Genomic DNA, 18,265 nt, shown 5'->3' on the forward strand with positions numbered 1-18,265 from the left:
GTGCCCGCCATCTTACTTTCGATAATTCCTGTGACATCGGTCACAGGCCCGGAAACCTGTTCGGTCGCTTACAGATCGGCGATTTTCGGCGCCGTTGGTCGTACCGTTCACGAGGATTCCCGGGACCACCGGTACTGGGAAGTTGAAAAGCTTGACCAAGGGTTCTGATGAAAGGAGCGATCGATGCTTGCATTCGGTGTATTCGCCGCATTCGTCCTGGTGCTGGTTGCGACGGCGGGCTCGCCGTACCGGCAGTCGTGGCACAACCGCTTCGGCGAAACCCAGCCCTGACCCCGCCGGTCCGTACGCACCGGCTACCCCGATCGGGTAGCCGGTGCGGTACGAATGGGGGGTGTTTGCTCCCACTGTCCTGCTGCTGTCGACCTCGGACACCGATCTGATCACTGCCCGCGCAAGCGGGGCCCGGTATCGCTGGGCCAACCCGTCGCGGCTGGTCAGCGGTGAGCTCGAGGAGCTTCTCGACGGTGCTGACATCGCGGTGATCCGCATTCTCGGCGGCTACCGGGCCTGGCAGGACGGCATCGACACCGTGGTGGCCAGCGGCCTGCCGACCGTGGTGGTCAGCGGCGAGCAGTCGCCCGACGCCGAGTTGATGGGGCATTCGACCGCCCCCCAGGGCGCCGCCCTGCAAACCCACATCTACCTGGCCCAGGGCGGCATAAACAACCTCGAAAATCTTTATCATTTCCTTTCCGACACCCTGCTGATGACCGGATTCGGCTTCGCCGCCCCGGTGGCCACGCCCAGTTGGGGTGTCCTGGAGCGCCCCGCCGTCGCCGCCGCTGCTGGACCGACGGTGGCTGTCCTCTACTACCGCGCGCAGCAACTGGCCGGGAACACCGGCTACGTCGAGGCGCTGTGCGCCGCCATCGAGCACGCCGGCGGGCGCGCGTTGCCGGTGTTCTGCGCCTCCCTGCGCACTGCTGAACCCGAACTCCTCGAGCTGCTCGGCACCACGGATGCGCTGATCACGACGGTGCTTGCGGCCGGCGGCGCCACCCCCGCGGACGTCGGGGCGGGTGGCAACGATGATTCATGGAACGTCGCTCACCTTGCCGCACTGGATATTCCGATCCTGCAGGGACTGTGCCTGACCAGTTCGCGGGACCAGTGGTCGGATAACGACGACGGAATGTCGCCACTGGACGTGGCCACCCAGGTCGCCGTGCCCGAGTTCGACGGGCGCATCATCACCGTGCCCTTCTCCTTCAAGGAGATCGACTCCGAAGGGCTGATCTCCTACGTCGCCGATCCCGAGCGTTGTGCGCGGGTAGCCGGTCTGGCCGTACGCCACGCCCGTTTGCGTGCCATCCCGGCAGCGGAAAAGCGTGTAGCCCTGATGTTTTCGGCATACCCCACCAAGCATGCCCGCATCGGCAATGCCGTCGGTCTGGATACCCCGGCCAGTGCGGTCGCACTGCTGCGCACCATGCGCGACGCCGGTTACGACATCGGCGAGGCCACAGCCCCCGGCGACCTCGCGACCATCGTCGACTCCGGCGACGGGGACGCGCTCATCCACTCCCTCATCGAGCGTGGCGGGCAGGATCCGGATTGGCTGACCGACGAGGCGTTGGCCGCCAATCCGATTCGGGTCCCCGCCAAGGACTACCGCGCCTGGTTCGCGACGCTGCCCGGCGAACTCGCCGATGCCGTCGTGAAGCATTGGGGCCCGCCACCGGGTGAGCTCTTCGTCGACCGCAGCCACGACCCCGACGGCGAGATCGTCATCGCGGCCATCCAGGCCGGCAACGTCGTGCTGATCGTGCAGCCGCCCCGCGGTTTCGGGGAGAACCCGGTGGCCATCTACCACGACCCTGACCTGCCGCCCAGCCACCATTACCTGGCCGCCTACCGCTGGCTGGACTCCTCGTTCCCGGGCTCATTCAAGGCTGACGCCGTGGTGCACCTGGGCAAGCACGGCAACCTGGAATGGCTGCCCGGCAAGACGCTCGGCATGAGCGCGGCCTGCGGCACTGACGCCGCCCTCGGCGATCTGCCGTTGATCTACCCGTTCCTGGTCAACGATCCGGGGGAGGGCACCCAGGCCAAGCGCCGGGCGCATGCAACCCTGATCGATCACCTCATCCCACCGATGGCCCGCGCCGAAACATACGGCGACATCGCCAAACTCGAGCAGCTGCTCGATGAGCACGCCAACGTCTCGGCGCTCGATCCGGGCAAGCTGCCGGCCATCCGCCAGCAGATCTGGACGTTGATGCGTGCCGCCAAGATGGACCACGACCTGGGGCTGGAAGATCGCCCCGACGAGGAGTCGTTCGACGACATGCTGCTGCACGTCGACGGCTGGCTGTGCGAGATCAAGGACGTCCAGATTCGTGACGGCCTCCATGTGCTGGGGCAGAAACCCACCGGCGCGGGCGAACTCGACCTGGTGCTGGCGATCCTGCGGGCCCGGCAGCTGTTCGGCGGTGAGCAGACGGTGCCCGGGCTACGTCAGGCGCTGGGCCTGACCGAAGATGGCAGTGACGACCGCGCAGCGGTCGACGCCGCGGAGGCCGGCGCCCGCGAACTGGTCGCCGCGCTGCAGGAATCCGGTTGGGACGCTGCTGCGGTGGACCGGATCACCGACAACCCCGAGGTGGCCCGCATCCTGCGCTTCGCCGCGAACGAGGTGGTGCCGCGGCTGGCCGGAACCGCAGGCGAGATCGACCAGGTGCTGCGCGCGCTGGCCGGCGGCTTCATCGCCTCCGGGCCGTCCGGCTCACCGTTGCGCGGCCTGGTCAACGTGCTGCCCACCGGCCGCAACTTCTACTCGGTGGACCCCAAGGCGGTGCCGTCCCGGCTGGCCTGGGAAACCGGTGTGGCGATGGCGGATTCACTGTTGGATCGCTACCGCACCGACTACGGCCGCTGGCCCCAGTCGGTCGGCCTGTCGGTGTGGGGCACATCGGCCATGCGCACCGCCGGTGACGACATCGCCGAAGTGCTCGCCCTGCTGGGAGTGCGGCCGGTGTGGGACGACGCGTCACGCCGGGTGGTCAACCTGGAGCCGATCGGCCTGGCCGAACTCGGCCGGCCGCGCATCGACGTCACGGTGCGTATCTCGGGGTTCTTCCGCGACGCATTCCCGCACGTGGTCACGATGCTCGACGATGCCGTGGCGTTGGTGGCCGGCCTCGACGAATCGCCCGAAGACAATTATGTGCGGGCCCATTCCCAAGCCGACCTGGCCGAGCATGGCGATCAAAGACGATCCACCACAAGGATTTTCGGTTCCAAGCCGGGCACCTACGGGGCCGGCCTGTTGCAGCTGATCGACAGCCGCAACTGGCGCGATGACGCCGACCTGGCCGAGGTGTACACGGCCTGGGGCGGATTCGCCTATGGTCGCGGGCTCGACGGCGCACCCGCCGCCGATGACATGAACCGGGCCTACCGGCGAATCGCGGTGGCAGCCAAGAACACCGACACCCGTGAACACGACATCGCCGATTCCGACGACTACTTCCAGTATCACGGCGGCATGGTCGCGACGGTGCGGGCGCTGACCGGGCAGGCCCCGGCGGCGTACATCGGCGACAACACGCGGCCCGACGCGGTCCGCACCCGCACCTTGTCGGAGGAGACCAATCGCGTCTTCCGGGCCCGGGTGGTCAACCCACGCTGGATCACCGCGATGCGCCGGCACGGCTACAAGGGCGCCTTCGAGATGGCCGCCACGGTCGACTATCTGTTCGGGTATGACGCCACCGCACATGTGATGGCCGACTGGATGTACGAACGGCTCTCGGCTGAATATGTGCTCGACGACGAGAACCGCAAGTTCATGTCCGAATCCAATCCGTGGGCACTGCACGGCATGGCCGAGCGCCTGCTGGAGGCTGCGGGTCGCGGCATGTGGGCCGAACCCGAGCAGGCGACTCTCGACGGGTTGCGGCAGGTGTTGCTGGAAACCGAGGGTGAGCTGGAAGGCTGAGCGCACAGTAGATTCACCGCATGGCTCTCACCTTCGCCGATGTCGCCAAGGCCAACTACGTTCTGCTGACCACCTTCACCAAGGACGGCAGGCCCAAGCCGACCGCGATCTGGGCCGCAGCGTCGGCCGAGGGACTGGTCGTGATCACCCAGGAGACGTCCTGGAAGGTCAAACGGATCCGCAACACCCCGCGGGTCACGCTGGCGGTGTGTGACGTGCGCGGCAATCCGAAGAGCGAGGCGGTCGAGGCTGTCGCCGAGATCCTGCCCAAATCCGCCAACGGCGCCACCTACGACGCGATCGGCAAGCGGTACGGACTGCTGGGCAAGACGTTCAACCTGTTCTCCAAGCTGCGTGGCGGAATGCAGAACAATGTTTCGATCCTGCTCAAACCGGTGAACTGACCGGAATGGCACCTACTTTCGACGCCCCGGCACCCGGGCAGGAACCGAATCACCCGCAAAATCGTTGACAGAACATGGCAAAGCGGCTGTTTCTGATCTATCTCCTGGTAGAGATGGCGGTGATGGTCGCCCTGGTGGCGACCATCGGGTTCGGCTACACCGTGTTGTTGCTGTTGGCGACGTTCGTGATCGGGCTGGTGCTGGCGGGTTCACAGCTCAATCGGCACATCCGCCGGCTGCGCACGGGACTGTCCGGCGGCCTGTCCGATCCGCAGAGTGCAGTGTCCGACAGCGTGCTGGTGGCGTTGGGCACCGTGTTGGTGGTGATTCCCGGACTGGCCAGCTCGGCCGTCGGCGCACTGTTGCTGCTGCCGCTCACGCGGGCGGCCGCCCGGCCGGTGCTCACGGGCCTGGTCGCCCGGCGGATGCCACTCATCGTCGCCGCGCCCGCCGGATTCGGTGCAGCGACCGGTGCCGCCGGTTATCGACACGGGACAGGCGACTACATTGACGGCGAAGTAATCGACGTCAATGACATCGACCCGTACCGCCTGCCTCCCAAGGCCTAACAGCCCCCGAAACAGCTTGACCACACTTCTGATCAACGGGCGCATCCACAGCCCCAGCTATCCCGACGCGACGGCACTCGCCGTGCGCGGCGGGGTAGTGGCGTGGCTGGGTACCGACGACGTCGGCCGGTCACAGTTTCCCGAAGCGGAGATCGTCGACCTCGACGGCGGGTTCGTCGCCCCGGCATTCGTCGACAGTCATGTGCATCTGACCGCCACCGGGCTCAATCTGCACGGCCTGGACCTGCGTGGGGCCACCTCGCTGTCACACTGCCTGCGACTGGTGGACGAATACGCCCGGCGATGTCCGGACGGGCCGGTGTGGGGGCACGGATGGGACGAGTCGGGCTGGCCCGACCAAACCCCACCGCGCACCGCCGACTTGGACGGCGTGCTGGGGAACCGGCCCGCCTATCTGGCCCGGGTCGACGTGCATTCGGCCGCCGCCACCACCGCACTGCGCCGGCTGGTGCCCGCGCTGGCCGAGGCCGCCGGGTTCGATCCGCGACGCCCGCTGAGCGCCGAGGCGCATCATCTGGTCCGTGCGGCTGCGCGTGAGCAGCTGACCCCGCAGCAACGGCACGACGCCCGTGTTGCGGCGCTCGATCACGCGGCCGCGATGGGGATTGCCGCGGTCCACGAATGTGCGGGGCCACAGATCGGCGGCCTCCTTGACTGGCAGGAGTTGCAGGCTCTCGAGCACGGTGTCGAGGTCGTGGGTTATTGGGGCGAGGCGGCCCACGACGCCGAGCACGCACGCCACCTGATCATCGAGACCGGGGCGCGTGGCCTGGCCGGAGACCTGTTCGTCGACGGCGCCCTCGGCTCACACACCGCATGGCTTCACGAGCCCTACCATGACGCTCCCGACACCTGCGGCAACCGTTACCTCGACGCCGGCGCCGTCACCACGCATGTGCAGGCCTGTACGGAGGCTGGAATCCCGGCCGGATTCCACGTGATCGGCGATGCCGCCGTCGCCGCGGTCGTCGAGGGTTTCGAAGCCGTGGTGCAGCGGCTGGGCGGCCCGGCCGTGGCCCGCTGCGGGCACCGTCTGGAGCATCTGGAGATGGTCAACGCCGAGCAGGCCGTCCGTTTGGGGGCCTGGGGTGTGATGGCGAGCATGCAACCCAACTTCGATGCGCTGTGGGGCGGCGAAGCCGGCATGTACGCCCAGCGTCTCGGGCTTGACCGAGTTCACCAGCTCAACCCGTTTGCGCTGTTAGCATCCGAAGGCGTGCCCCTCGCCTTCGGCTCAGACACCCCGGTCACCAGCATGAATCCCTGGCAGACCGTGCGTGCCGCGGTGTCACATCGCAGCGCTGGCAGCGCCATTTCGGCTCGTGCAGCGTTCGCTGCGGCCACCCGCGGAGGTTGGCGGGCCGGCGGGGTGCGCGACGGCATCACCGGAACACTCACCCCTGGTGCCCCGGCCAGTTACGCGGTCTGGGAGGCCGACGACCTGGAGGTCAGCGCGCCGGCCAACGCCGTCCAGCGGTGGTCCACCGACCCGCGTTCACGGGTGCCCGCCCTGCCGCGACTGGCCGCTGATGCGGAGCTGCCGCGCTGCCGCCAGACCGTTCACCGGGGTGTCGTCATCCATGGGCAGTGACCGTCCCACAGACCGGCCCGGCCGTCCGCGGGCCGACGGTTTGGGCCGCTCGCGACTCGACGGTTTGGGCCGCTCGCGGCCGAAGCCGAACGAGATTACCGACGTGATCCCGGCCATCGAGGACGACGAACTCGCCGAACTCGACGTGCTTGACGACGAGTCCTTCGACGAACTGGACGAGGGCGTCACCGGCGATCCGGTGGCCGACGTCGATCCCGACGACGATCCCGAGGACCGTGGGTATCGCCTGACCGCGGCGGGCACGCCGGACCGTTGGTCCGTGGTGGGCGTCTGGGCGTCCCGGTTCGGGCGGGCCGCCGCAGTACGGTGGGCACAGTTGAGCGCGGCGGTCGGCGGCGGACTCGCGTTGTGCCTGAGCTACCCACCGACCGGTTGGTGGTGGGCGGCGTTCGTCGGGCTGGCGTTGATCGGCTGGGTGCTGACCCTGCGCTCCACCACCCGCGCCGGAGGCTTCGGCTACGGGTTCCTGTTCGGCCTTGCGTTCTATATCCCGCTACTGCCATGGATCAGCGGCCTGGTCGGCGCGATGCCATGGCTGGTCCTGGCCGCCATGGAGGCGCTGTTCTGCGGGCTCTTCGGCCTGTCGGCGGTCGTGGTCAGGCGGTTGCCCGGGTGGCCGTTGTGGTTCGCCGCGCTCTGGGTCACCCAGGAGTGGCTCAAATCAACGGTCCCGTTCGGCGGATTTCCTTGGGGCGTGGTCGGGTTCGGTCAGACGAACGGACCATTGCTGGCCATCGCGCGTTGGGGTGGCGCGCCGCTGGTGTCGTTGGCGGTGGCGCTCGTCGGGTTCAGCGCGACGCTGCTGGCGTACGAGATCGTTCAGTGGTGGCGTCACGGACACAAGCCGGGCTTTCCGGCGCCCGCGGTCATGCTGCCCGGTCTGAGCATCACGGTGGTGCTGATGGCCACCGCGCTGCTGTGGCCGCAGGTCCGTCATTCCGGGACCGGTGCGGGCGATGAGCAGACCGTCACCGTGGCCGCTGTGCAGGGCAATGTGCCCCGGCTCGGCCTGGAGTTCAACGCCCAGCGCCGTGCGGTGCTCGACAACCACGTGAAAGAGACGCAGCGACTGGCCGACGACGTGCGCGCGGGGAAAGCGCCTCAGCCGATGTTCGTGGTCTGGCCCGAGAACGCCTCCGACATCGATCCTTTGGCCAACGCCGACGCCGCGGCACAGATCACCGCGGCGGCCGACGCCATCGGCGCGCCGATCCTCGTCGGGGCCGTCACCAAGGCTGACGGCTACACCGCGGACAACCCGGTGGCCTCCAACACCGTGATCGTCTGGGATCCCGAACACGGGCCGGGTGAGCGTCACGACAAGAAGATCGTGCAGCCCTTCGGCGAGTACCTGCCGTGGCGCAGTTTCTTCCGGCACCTGTCGTCGTATGCGGACCGGGCCGGCTACTTCGTGCCGGGTGAGGGCAACGGTGTCGTGCACGCGGCCGGCGTACCGATCGGGGTGACCACCTGCTGGGAGGTGATCTTCGACCGGGCGGCGCGGGAATCGGTACTCAGCGGCGCCCAGGTGCTGACGGTGCCCACCAACAACGCGACGTTCGACGAGAACATGAGCGCTCAACAGTTGGCGTTCGGCAAACTGCGGGCCGTCGAGCACGATCGCTACGTCGTGGTCGCCGGTACCACCGGGATCAGTGCGGTGATCGCGCCGGACGGACGTGAGCTGGCTCGCACCGAGTTCTTCCAGCCCGCCTATCTGGACAGTCAGATCAGGCTGAAATCAGAGCTGACACCCGCCACCGAGTGGGGACCCACTTTGCAGGTGGTGCTGGTCACGATTGGAATTGGGGCGTTGCTCGCCGCAATACTGCACAATGGAGGGTTCGTGCAAAGAATGTTGAGGCGTCGCACCGGCGAAGGCCCGCGACGAGAAGGAGCCACATGACAGTCCCTGGTGACGGAGCGCAGCGGCCGGGGGAATCCAGCCCTCGCCGGGACGGTGAACGCCCGAGTCAGCGCACCCTGGTGATCATTCCCACCTACAACGAGCGGGAGAATCTGCCGCTGATCGTCGGGCGTGTGCACCACGCCAGCCCCGAGGTGCACATCCTGGTGGTCGACGACGGCAGCCCCGACGGCACCGGCAAGCTGGCGGATGAGCTGGCCCTGGCCGACCCCGATCGGGTGCACGTGATGCACCGGACCAGCAAAGCGGGTCTGGGTGCGGCCTACCTGGCCGGTTTTGCCTGGGGGCTGGGCCGCGGGTACTCGGTCCTGGTCGAGATGGATGCCGACGGCAGTCACGCGCCGGAGGAATTGCAGCGGCTGCTGGATGCGGTTGACGCCGGTGCGGACCTGGCCATCGGTTCGCGCTATGTCTCCGGCGGCACGGTGCGCAACTGGCCGGTCCGACGGCTGGTGCTGTCGAAGACCGCCAACACCTACTCGCGGCTCCTGCTGGGTGTCGGAATCCATGACATCACCGCCGGGTACCGCGCGTACCGGCGCGAGGTGCTGGAGAAGATCGACCTGTCTGCGGTGGATTCCAAGGGCTACTGCTTCCAGATCGATCTGACCTGGCGTGCGATCAACAACGGGTTCAAGGTCGTCGAGGTGCCCATCACGTTCACCGAACGTGAGCTCGGGGTCTCCAAGATGAGTGGTTCCAACATCCGCGAGGCGATGTTCAAGGTCGCGGAGTGGGGGATCCGTGGGCGCTTGGACCGCGCCAGGGGCGTGGTGCGCAACTAGTCGGCGACGCAAAAAAACCGCGGCCATGCCCACAGGGCATGGCCGCGGTTTTTATTCGCTTCAGCTGCCGCGACGCTTGGTCTTGATCAGGTCGAGGCGCTCCTTGAGCAGCTCTTCGAGCTCCTCGACGGAGCGACGCTCCAGCAGCATGTCCCAGTGGGTACGCGGTGGCTTGACCTTCTTCGGCTCCGGCACGTCACCGTCGATCAGGGTGCCTTCCATGCCGTTCTTGCACGGCCAGGTGCCGGGAATCTCGGCGTCGTCGGCGAACGGTACGTCGAACTCTTCGCCGTTGTCGGTGCGGTAGCGCGCGACCTGACGCGGCGCAAGGTCGTGGTTGCGGTCGGTCTCGTAGCTCACGGCTCCGAGGCGACTGCCTCTCAGGACGCGATCAGCCATCGTCAACACTCCTTGTTCGGCGTTTTGTCCGGATATATCAACGCTGCACGGCGTTGCCAAGTTCCCGACTCGACCATTGATGATACGCGGGTCACGGCGCAGGGCCGTCTACAGTCGTGACCCATGGCGATCGGGAACCGCAGACGCGACCGTCCACAGCCGTGTCGGTGGTGCGGGCGCCAGGTCGCCGATGCACAGATGGGCCGCCGCCGCCAGTACTGCAGGCAATCCTGCCGGCAGCGGGCCTACGAACAACGCGCCATGGTGAAGGGCACCTCGCTGGCGCCGGATTCGGTGGTGCTCACCGCCGACGAGGCCGCCCAACTGTCCGACCGGGTGTATCAGGTCAGGTGTGCGGCCGAGGATGTCGCGATCGCGGTCGACGAGGGCGCCGGGGCCGACGAGTTGCGCAAATTGTGTGACGCGCTCTTGCAGGCCGCCAAGGCCGCCGACGGCTGGCGTTAGTCGGGCGGGCAGCCGAGCTGGCGCCCGACGCCCACCGGCGGGGGGACCGGCTTGAGACAGCCCAGTGGTTCGACGCCCGACGAGTTCAGCAGCACCGCGGACTGGTGCGCGTAGTTGACGCACACCAACGTGGTGTCATCGGCCCGGCACCGGTAGTCACCGAAGGCCAGCGACTTGCCCGCGGCCAGTTGCGCGCCATCGCCGTAGTTGAACCGGCCCGGGTCTCCGTGCAGTGAGCCGATATCCACCGTCTCCCCGGCGAAATCCACCCAGCCGGGAATCCACTGGCCCTCGACGTCCGACGGCTTCGAGGGGAGACCGTCGGCCTTGATCAGGCACGCCAGTTGGCCTTCGACGTTCTTGTCGGTGGCACAGCGCGCGGTGCCCGAGGGCACCACGAATGCGACATCCTCGCCGAGATTGGTGGACTGGCCCTCGCGGGTCGCGGTGTGGAAACCCGATGGATCGGCCGGGGTGCCGGCCTCGACCCACTTGATCACCCGGTTCATCGGGGTGCCGGGGGCCGGTGCCGTGGTGGGCAGTGGCGAGGTCGTCGTCGGGGTGGACGTGGTGGTCTTGGTGTGCGGGGCCCCTGCCGGCATCGACATCCGGGGCTGCGAGTTCGGCTGCGTCTCGTGCCCCCCTCCCGGTGAGCAGGCCGCCAGGAGCGCCGCCAGAAGCGCAGCAGCCCCAACAGTCACAGCGATTCGCATACCCGCAAGGCTAGCGGTCGCGTGCCACGCCTACCGCCTGTCCGCCCCCAGTCGTGTTGTTCGATACGGTCGTTCTATGCACGAGCGGACTGTCCGGGCAAAGATCAGTACCGGCATCGTCGAGGGGTTCACGCGCGACGGCGTACACCGTTGGCGTTCCATCCCTTACGCCAAACCCCCGGTCGGACCGCTGCGTCTGCGGGCACCCGAACCCGCCGAGCCATGGCCGGGCGTGCGCTACTGCCACGGGTTCGGTTACTGCGCGCCCCAGCAACGCCGCTACACGCTCGTCGGTGTGGGCAAGCACCAGCCGATGAGCGAGGACTGCCTGACGCTCAATGTGGTGGCGCCGGAAAAGCCGGGCTCCGATGGGCCACTGCCGGTGATGTTCTTCGTGCACGGCGGTGGCTACATCATGGGCAGCTCGGCCACGCCGGTCTATGACGGTGCCGCGCTGGCTCGTCGCGGTTGTGTGTTCGTCTCGGTCAACTACCGGCTCGGCATGCTCGGATGTGTCGAGCTGTCGTCGCTGTCGACGCCGGAACATCCGATCGAGGACAATCTGTTCCTGCGTGATCTGGTGCTCGCTTTGCGCTGGGTACGGGACAACGCGGCAGTGTTCGGCGGGGATCCGGACAACGTCACGATCTTCGGGGAGAGTGCGGGCGCCCACGCAGTCGCGACACTGCTCGCGGTGCCGGAGGCCGAAGGACTGTTCGCTCAGGTGATCTCGGAGAGCCCGGCCAGCGGGATGGTCAGCTCCATGGATGCCGCGGCCCGGCTCGCGGATCAGCTCGCCGAATTGGTCAGTCCCGATGGGGGATCGGCGGTCGGCGCGCTCATGTCCGCCCGGCCCGCGGACCTGGGCCGGGCCCTGGAATCACTGATCATGCGTGGACAGACGGACATGCCGGGGGCGTTTCCGGTCGGCCCGACGTTCGGCACCGAGTACCTGCCGGTCGATCCGGTGACGGCGATGGCCGAGGGCAGCGCACACCGGGTGCCGTTGATCGTCGGCAACAACGCCGACGAGGGCCGGCTGTTCACCCGGTTCCTCCCGCTGCTGCCGACCAATGAGCCGATGATCGAAAAGTTGTTCGCCCGTACCGATCCCGAGGACCGCCGCCGGATCGTCGCGGCCTATCCGGACTATCCGAGCAGCGCGGCCTGTGTGCGGCTCGGTGGTGATTTCGCGTTCGCCTCGGCCACCTGGCAGATCGCCGAGGCGCACAGCAGGCATGCGCCCACCTACGTGTACCGCTACGACTACGCGCCCCGCACGCTGCACTGGGCGGGGCTCGGAGCGACGCACGCGATGGAACTGCTGGCCGTGTTCGACACGTACCACACGACATACGGCGCACTGCTGACCGCCGTGGGTGACCGCACGTCAGCCCGGCGGGTCAGCCGAGACGTGCAGCGTCGGTGGCGGGAGTTCAGCCGGTCCGGGGAGCCGGGCGCGGGCTGGCCGGCCTATGACAGCGATGACCGCGCGGTGTTCGTGTTCGACCGTAAGCCCCGCGTCGAATACGACCCCCGATCGGTGCGACGCCAGGCATGGGAAGGGTTCACCCTCGCCGAGCGCTGAGTTCGTGACTTCACTCTGAGCGATTTGCTGCAGGGAATCCCCCGGTGTGGTTGCGTAACCGGTGTGCACCATCCTCTGGATCCGCTGTCCGCCGACGAGTTTCGCGCGGTGGCAGCGATATTGCGGCGTGAGCACGGGGTCGGGGAGGGCTGGCGGGTTGCCTCGGTGGAGCTCGTCGAACCGTCCAAGACCGAATTGGCCGCGTTCGACGGCGGTGGCGCCGCACCGGCCCGGCGGGCGGCCGTGATCTGCCTGGAGAGGGCAGCGAACGCCACCTACAAGGGCGTGGTGTCGCTGACCGAGGACCGCGTCGAGAACTTCGACCATGTTCCGGGCGTGCAGGCCAACTTCACCGTCGACGAGTTCGTCGAATGCGACGAGGTGCTGCGCCGGCACCCCGAGGTGATCGCCGCGCTGGCGAAACGCGGTATCACCGACCTGGACAACGTGTTCATGGACACCTGGACCTACGGGGACGCGGTCGCCCCTCCCGAATACCGTGACCGGCGGATCGGCTGGTCGGACACCTGGTACAAGCAGGCTGCGGGCGCCAATCCTTACGCCCATCCGGTCAGCGGTCTGCATTGCGTGATCGACATCAACAGCATGGAGGTGCTGCGGGTCGAAGATGACGGCAGTTCTGAAAATCCGGATGTGATGGGCGAATACGTGCCGCACCACATCCCGGAGCGGGTCCGTGCGGCCTGGCGCCGGGAACCGCTCAAGGCGCTGGACATCACCCAGCCCGAAGGTCCGTCGTTCACGTTGGACGGCAACCTGCTGCAGTGGCAGAACTGGTCGTTGCGGGTCGGCTTCAACCACCGCGAGGGGATGACGCTGCACACGGTGCGGTACCGCGACGGTGAGATCAATCGCTCAGTGGCCCACCGGATGTCATTCGCCGAGATGGTGGTACCGTATCGGGACTCCTCGGTCGATCACTACCGGCGCACCGCGTTCGACATCGGCGAGTGGGGCCTGGGGTTCATGACCACCTCGTTGGAGCTCGGCTGCGACTGCCTCGGTGAGATCCGTTATCTGGACGCGGTTCTGCACAACAGCACCGGCGAGCCGTACACGATCACCAACGCGATCTGTATCCACGAGGAAGACAACGCCGTGCTGTGGAAGCACGTCGACCACGACGCGGGTGCTGAGGTGCGCCGGATGCGCAGGCTCACACTGTCATTCCACGTCACCGTCGCCAACTACGAGTATCTGGTGTACTGGCGCCTCTACCAGGACGGCAACATCGAGTGCGAGGTGCGCGCCACCGGGATCATGGTCACCACACCGTTCCCGGCCGGGGCGACCCCGAAGAACGGTACGCTCGTCGACGAGCGCACGTACGCACCGTTCCATCAGCACTTCCTGATCGCCCGGTTGGACCTGGATGTCGACGGCACCGACAACACGGTCTACATGACCGAGTCGTACGCGGAACCGATCAGTCCGGACAATCCGTACGGCCTGTCGCTGGTGGTGCGCAATCAGGCGCTGCGCACCGAACAGGAGGGCAAGCAGGACGTCAACTTCGCCACCCAGCGGGCCTGGAAGGTGGTCAACACCAACGTCGTCAATGGCCTGGGGACGCACCCGTCGTACAAGCTGGTGCCCACCGGGGCGATCCCGGCGATGTTCGACCCGTCCTCGCCGGTGCTGCAACGCGCCAATGTCATCGCCCACACGCTGTGGGTGACCCCGAACCGACCGGAGGAACGCTGGCCGGCGGGGGAGTTCGTCAACCAGTCGGTGGCCGACACCGGGTTGGGCGAGTGGACGAAGGCTGACCGGACGATCGACAACACCGACGTGGTGCTGTGGTACGTGTTCGGTATCCACCACATCACCCGTCCGGAGGACTGGCCGGTGATGCCGGTGGACGTGGTGTCGTTCTGGCTCAAGCCTTTCGGGTTCTTCGACCGCAACCCGGCGCTGGACGTGGCGGCCGTACCGCCGGCCTCCTGTGCCCACGGTCATGCCAAAGCGGCACACCACTAGTTATTAGTTGACACCTGTCATATGTGACGCGGAACACTGCTAGGTTGCCTGTGTGCAACCGACTCAGACCGCTGTCCTGGACCGTCCCGAAGACCTGACCTGCGACTGGCTGACCACCGCCCTGGGCACCGGCCAGATCAGCGGATTCAGTTTCGAGCGGATCGGAACCGGCCAGATGAGCGAGTGCTACCGGGTCTCGCTGAGCTACGCCGAGGCGGCGGACGGGCCGGCGTCGGTCGTGCTGAAGGTGGCCGCCACCGATCCCAACAGCCGCCAGACCGGGCTGGCGATGGGACTCTACGAACGTGAGGTCCGGTTCTACGCCGACATCGCACCCGCCCTGGCCCCCGGGCCGGTGGCGCCGTGCTATCACGCCGCATTCGACCCGCAGACCGGTGCCTTCGACCTGTTGCTCGGCGACGCGATACCGGCTGTCGTCGGTGACGAGATCCGCGGCGCGACAGCCGAACAGGCTTCGGTGGCGCTCACCGAGCTGGGTCGTGTGCACGGATCGGTGGCCGGCGCCGAGGCCTTGAACCAGGCCGAGTGGCTCAACCGTGAGGCACCGATCAACCAGGCCCTGATAGCCGGCTTGTATGCGGCATTCGCCGACCGCTACGCGGGCCTGATCACGCCGGAACAGCGCCACGTGTGTGACCGGCTCGTCGAGAGTTTCGACGCATACCTGGCCGACGAGGGCGCGTCCGAGCGGCCGCAGGGTCTGGTGCACGGTGACTATCGGCTCGACAACATGCTGTTCGGCGACGCGGGCGCCGACCGGACCCTGACCGTGGTCGACTGGCAGACGGTCACCAAGGGGCCGGCGTTCACCGACGTCGCCTACTTCATCGGCTGCGCCCTACCCGTCGAGCAGCGCCGCGCACGCTACGACGCGTTGTTGGCGGCGTATCACCAGGCCCTCGGCACGAACTCGGCACTGACGCTCGATCAGGTGCGCGACGGGGTGCGTCGGCAGAGCTTCTTCGGGGTGATGATGGCGATCATCTCCTCGATGTTGGTGGAACGTACCGAACGCGGCGACCAGATGTTCATGACGATGCTCGACCGGCACTGCAGTCACGTTCTGGACACCGGAGCACTGGATATCCTTGCGCCACCGTCGGTTCCGGAGCCGCTGGTGCCCGCCGCCGAGGACGACTATCCGCACATCCCTACCGGTGAAGAACTCTGGAACGAGAGCTGGTACTTCGACTTCACCGATACCGCTGCGGGTCTCGGCGGTTGGGTCCGGCTGGGCCTGATCCCGAACCAGGACACAGCCTGGGTCAATGTGCTGTTCTGCGGTCCGGGGATGCCGACCGTGGCACTCAACGACTTTCATGCGGCCCCGGCCGAACCGGCAGCGATCACGGGTGAGGGCGTCGAGCTGAGCCTGCAACCGCTCGAACCACTCAAGACCTACCGCGTCACCGCATCGGGTACCGGGCAGGCCCACGACGATCCGGCGGCGCTGCTGCGCGGCGAGACGGGCCGGCCGGTTGCGGTGACCATGGACCTGACCTGGACCACGGTGGGAACCCCGTACCTGTACCGGATCACGCCCCGCTATGAGATTCCGTGCACGGTCTCGGGCACGGTGAGCATCGGCGAGCAGACCTTCGACATCAACGGTGTGGCAGGCCAGCGCGACCACTCGTGGGGCGTGCGGGACTGGTGGTCGATGAACTGGGTGTGGAGTGCCCTCCATCTCGACGACGGCACCCATCTGCACGGCGTCGACATCCGGATACCGGGGATACCGCCGGTCGGTATCGGCTATTCGCAGCGAGCGGGTGAACCGCTTGTCGAATTGCAGGCGGTGACTGCGGATTACACGCTCGGTGCCGACGATCTGCCGGTATCGACGACGCTGACCCTGCAACCCGGCGACCTCGAGGTGACCGTCGACATCCAGGGCCACGCGCCTGTGCTGCTGGTGGCCGCGGACGGGCGGGTCAGTCAGTTCCCGCGGGCCTGGGCGACGGTCCGCACCGCGGACGGGCGCAGCGGCGTCGGCTGGTTGGAGTGGAACCGCAATCTGGGCTAGCGGCCCCTCGGCACCGCGAGCGTGCGTGTCTGCTGCCGACACCCCATCGTCAGGCGACGTTCTGCGCACGTTCGCCGGCCGTCAGCGTCGGGGCCAGGCTGCTCATGCTCCGGCGATCGATGGCGGACCGGGGTTCTGCTGGCGCGTGCGGATGGCGACCGGCAGGCAGCTGTCGTCGGTGACCAGGTTGCGGGTCGGGTGGGTCGCCGTCTTCCTGGACATCGCGGGCAACCGGTGGGATCTGCTCGGGCCGGCCCCGGGCCGCCGTCAGGTGATGCGAAACCGCTTGAGCCGCGCAGTCGCTCCGGAGACCAACTCCACGCGGCTGCGCGGCACACCCAGATGCTGGGCAAGCAGTTTGGTGACGGCGTCGTTGGCCTTGCCGTCGACGGCGCGTTCCTGAACGTAGATGGTGAGCGCGCCGTCGTCAGCGACCTCGACCAGCGGGCCTTTGCGGCTGCCGGGTTTGACGCGGACGACGACGCTTTCGCTCATACCTTCATCGTTGCGCGAACGTGCGAAAATGCTGGCGCGGGGCGGCGTGTCGGAGAGCAGACACGCGCGCTCGCGGAGCAAAGGCGCCTAGCGCGCGACGATCACCGACGAGCCGTGGCCGAACAGGCCCTGGTTTGCCGTGACGCCAACCTTCGCACCCTCGACCTGGCGGCCGGTGGCCTGGCCCTTGAGCTGCCAGGTGAGCTCGCACACCTGCGCGATGGCCTGTGCCGGGATGGCCTCGCCGAAGCACGCCAGACCGCCCGAGGCGTTGACCGGGACACGCCCGCCGATGGTGGTGGCGCCAGAACGCAGCAGCTGCTCGCCCTCACCCTTGGCGCACAGGCCCAGGTGCTCGTACCAGTCCAGCTCGAGTGCGGTGGACAGGTCGTACACCTCGGCCAGGCTGACGTCCTCGGGGCCGATTCCGGCCTCGGCGTAGGCGGCGTCGAGGATCTGGTCCTTGAACACCCGCTCGGGCGCGGCCACCACGGCGGTGGAATCCGTTGCGATGTCCGGCAATTCGGGCAGGTGCTGTGGGTAGCGCGGGGTCACCGTCGAGATCGCGCGCACCGACGGGACGCCCTCCAGGGAGCCCAGGTGCTTCTCGGCAAACGACTTGCTGGCCACGATCAGCGCGGCGGCACCGTCGGAGGTCGCGCAGATGTCGAGCTGGCGCAGCGGATCGGACACCACCGGGCTGGCCAGCACGTCCTCGACCGAGGATTCCTTGTGGTAGCGGGCATTCGGGTTCTGCAGGCCGTGCCGGGAATTCTTCACCTTCACCTGGGCGAAGTCCTCGGAGGTGGCCCCGTAGAGGTCCATCCGGCGCCGGGCCAGCAGGGCGAAGTACACCGGGTTCATCGCGCCGAGCAGGTGGAAGCGTTGCCAGTCGGGATCGTTCTTGCGCTCGCCGCCGACGGGTGCGAAGGCGCCCTTGGGCGTCGTGTCGGCGCCGATGACCAGGGCCACGTCGCAGAAACCGGCCAGGATCTGGGCGCGAGCGCTCTGGAGCGCCTGCGAACCGCTGGCACACGCCGCGTACGAGGACGACACCGGAACGCCGTTCCAGCCCAGTTTCTGGGCGAACGTCGACCCGGCGATGAAGCCGGGGTAGCCGTTGCGGATCGTGTCGGCTCCGGCGACCAGCTGGATCTGGCGCCAGTCCAGGCCGGCCTCGGCCAGGGCCGCGCGGGCGGCGACGACGCCGTACTCGGTGAAGTCGCGTCCCCACTTGCCCCACGGGTGCATGCCCGCCCCGAGGATGTACAGCGGTTC

At 67.6% G+C, this 18,265-nt stretch carries 14 protein-coding genes; 10 read left to right on the top strand and 4 right to left on the bottom strand.

All coding sequences use genetic code 11. The features are described from left to right. Positions 1–352 precede the first annotated feature (352 nt). The 6 genes from cobN to HBE63_RS31905 all read left to right on the top strand — a co-directional run bounded on the left by cobN (position 353) and on the right by HBE63_RS31905 (position 9,279). Entirely contained in the window at positions 353–3,961 is a 3,609-nt protein-coding gene (gene cobN, locus HBE63_RS11655) for a cobaltochelatase subunit CobN (RefSeq protein ID WP_166904887.1), read from the top strand. 20 nt (positions 3,962–3,981) lie between these two features. After that, positions 3,982–4,365 (top strand): PPOX class F420-dependent oxidoreductase, encoded by a 384-nt coding sequence (locus HBE63_RS11660; protein WP_166904888.1) that lies wholly within the window; start codon positions 3,982–3,984, stop codon positions 4,363–4,365. Positions 4,366–4,439: 74 nt separating this feature from the next. Further along, entirely contained in the window at positions 4,440–4,934 is a 495-nt protein-coding gene (locus tag HBE63_RS11665; RefSeq protein WP_166904889.1) for an FxsA family protein, read from the top strand. A 16-nt stretch (positions 4,935–4,950) separates the two neighbouring features. Further along, positions 4,951–6,546 carry an amidohydrolase gene (locus HBE63_RS11670; RefSeq protein ID WP_166904890.1) on the top strand — a complete coding sequence of 532 codons (1,596 nt, stop codon included), beginning with the start codon at positions 4,951–4,953 and terminating at the stop codon, positions 6,544–6,546. Further along, the gene (gene lnt, locus HBE63_RS11675) at positions 6,536–8,473 is read left to right on the top strand and encodes an apolipoprotein N-acyltransferase (RefSeq protein ID WP_166904891.1); all 1,938 of its coding nucleotides are present in this window, start codon (positions 6,536–6,538) and stop codon (positions 8,471–8,473) included. Before HBE63_RS11670 ends, lnt begins: the two co-directional genes overlap by 11 nt. Continuing rightward, complete coding sequence (locus HBE63_RS31905) at positions 8,470–9,279, top strand: polyprenol monophosphomannose synthase (protein WP_166904892.1); 810 nt, start codon at positions 8,470–8,472, stop codon at positions 9,277–9,279. The genes lnt and HBE63_RS31905 overlap by 4 nt, the downstream gene beginning before the upstream one ends. A gap of 60 nt (positions 9,280–9,339) precedes the next feature. Here HBE63_RS31905 and rbpA read toward each other — a convergent pair whose 3' ends face one another. Then, positions 9,340–9,678, bottom strand: coding sequence for an RNA polymerase-binding protein RbpA (rbpA, locus tag HBE63_RS11685; RefSeq protein ID WP_166904893.1), 339 nt, complete (start codon positions 9,676–9,678; stop codon positions 9,340–9,342). Between the two features lie 123 nt (positions 9,679–9,801). Here rbpA and HBE63_RS11690 point away from each other — a divergent pair, with 123 nt between their 5' ends. Continuing rightward, positions 9,802–10,143, top strand: coding sequence for a hypothetical protein (locus HBE63_RS11690; RefSeq protein WP_166904894.1), 342 nt, complete (start codon positions 9,802–9,804; stop codon positions 10,141–10,143). Here the strand turns inward: HBE63_RS11690 and HBE63_RS11695 are convergent. Continuing rightward, complete coding sequence (locus tag HBE63_RS11695) at positions 10,140–10,856, bottom strand: hypothetical protein (protein ID WP_166904895.1); 717 nt, start codon at positions 10,854–10,856, stop codon at positions 10,140–10,142. The two genes, HBE63_RS11690 and HBE63_RS11695, sit on opposite strands and share 4 nt — an antisense overlap. A gap of 76 nt (positions 10,857–10,932) precedes the next feature. Here HBE63_RS11695 and HBE63_RS11700 point away from each other — a divergent pair, with 76 nt between their 5' ends. The 3 genes from HBE63_RS11700 (at position 10,933) to HBE63_RS11710 (ending at position 16,492) form a co-directional block, all read left to right on the top strand. Then, positions 10,933–12,444, top strand: a complete 1,512-nt coding sequence (locus HBE63_RS11700; RefSeq protein WP_166904896.1) for a carboxylesterase/lipase family protein — start codon at positions 10,933–10,935, stop codon at positions 12,442–12,444. Between the two features lie 63 nt (positions 12,445–12,507). Continuing rightward, a complete protein-coding gene (locus tag HBE63_RS11705) occupies positions 12,508–14,445 on the top strand; it encodes a primary-amine oxidase (RefSeq protein WP_208301350.1) in 1,938 nt (645 codons plus the stop codon). 52 nt (positions 14,446–14,497) lie between these two features. Further along, positions 14,498–16,492 carry a phosphotransferase gene (locus HBE63_RS11710; RefSeq protein WP_166904897.1) on the top strand — a complete coding sequence of 665 codons (1,995 nt, stop codon included), beginning with the start codon at positions 14,498–14,500 and terminating at the stop codon, positions 16,490–16,492. A gap of 267 nt (positions 16,493–16,759) precedes the next feature. On the opposite strand, the gene HBE63_RS11720 is transcribed toward HBE63_RS11710, so the two are convergent. Both HBE63_RS11720 and HBE63_RS11725 read right to left on the bottom strand, forming a co-directional pair. Then, positions 16,760–16,987 (bottom strand): DUF167 domain-containing protein, encoded by a 228-nt coding sequence (locus tag HBE63_RS11720; protein ID WP_166904898.1) that lies wholly within the window; start codon positions 16,985–16,987, stop codon positions 16,760–16,762. Positions 16,988–17,074: 87 nt separating this feature from the next. Further along, a complete protein-coding gene (locus HBE63_RS11725) occupies positions 17,075–18,238 on the bottom strand; it encodes a lipid-transfer protein (protein WP_166909681.1) in 1,164 nt (387 codons plus the stop codon). Positions 18,239–18,265: the final 27 nt, after the last annotated feature.

Source organism: Mycobacterium sp. DL440 (assembly GCF_011745145.1).
Taxonomy (GTDB): domain Bacteria; phylum Actinomycetota; class Actinomycetes; order Mycobacteriales; family Mycobacteriaceae; genus Mycobacterium.

What these genes read in the sequence shown, in the direction of transcription:
- HBE63_RS11660 (WP_166904888.1), top strand. Translation starts at nt 3,982, where the DNA reads ATGGCTCTCACCTTCGCCGATGTCGCCAAGGCCAACTACGTTCTGCTG.
- HBE63_RS11665 (WP_166904889.1), top strand. Translation starts at nt 4,440, where the DNA reads ATGGCAAAGCGGCTGTTTCTGATCTATCTCCTGGTAGAGATGGCGGTG.
- lnt (WP_166904891.1), top strand. Translation starts at nt 6,536, where the DNA reads ATGGGCAGTGACCGTCCCACAGACCGGCCCGGCCGTCCGCGGGCCGAC.
- HBE63_RS31905 (WP_166904892.1), top strand. Translation starts at nt 8,470, where the DNA reads ATGACAGTCCCTGGTGACGGAGCGCAGCGGCCGGGGGAATCCAGCCCT.
- rbpA (WP_166904893.1), bottom strand. Translation starts at nt 9,678, where the DNA reads ATGGCTGATCGCGTCCTGAGAGGCAGTCGCCTCGGAGCCGTGAGCTAC.
- HBE63_RS11690 (WP_166904894.1), top strand. Translation starts at nt 9,802, where the DNA reads ATGGCGATCGGGAACCGCAGACGCGACCGTCCACAGCCGTGTCGGTGG.
- HBE63_RS11695 (WP_166904895.1), bottom strand. Translation starts at nt 10,856, where the DNA reads ATGCGAATCGCTGTGACTGTTGGGGCTGCTGCGCTTCTGGCGGCGCTC.
- HBE63_RS11700 (WP_166904896.1), top strand. Translation starts at nt 10,933, where the DNA reads ATGCACGAGCGGACTGTCCGGGCAAAGATCAGTACCGGCATCGTCGAG.
- HBE63_RS11720 (WP_166904898.1), bottom strand. Translation starts at nt 16,987, where the DNA reads ATGAGCGAAAGCGTCGTCGTCCGCGTCAAACCCGGCAGCCGCAAAGGC.
- HBE63_RS11725 (WP_166909681.1), bottom strand. Translation starts at nt 18,238, where the DNA reads ATGCACCCGTGGGGCAAGTGGGGACGCGACTTCACCGAGTACGGCGTC.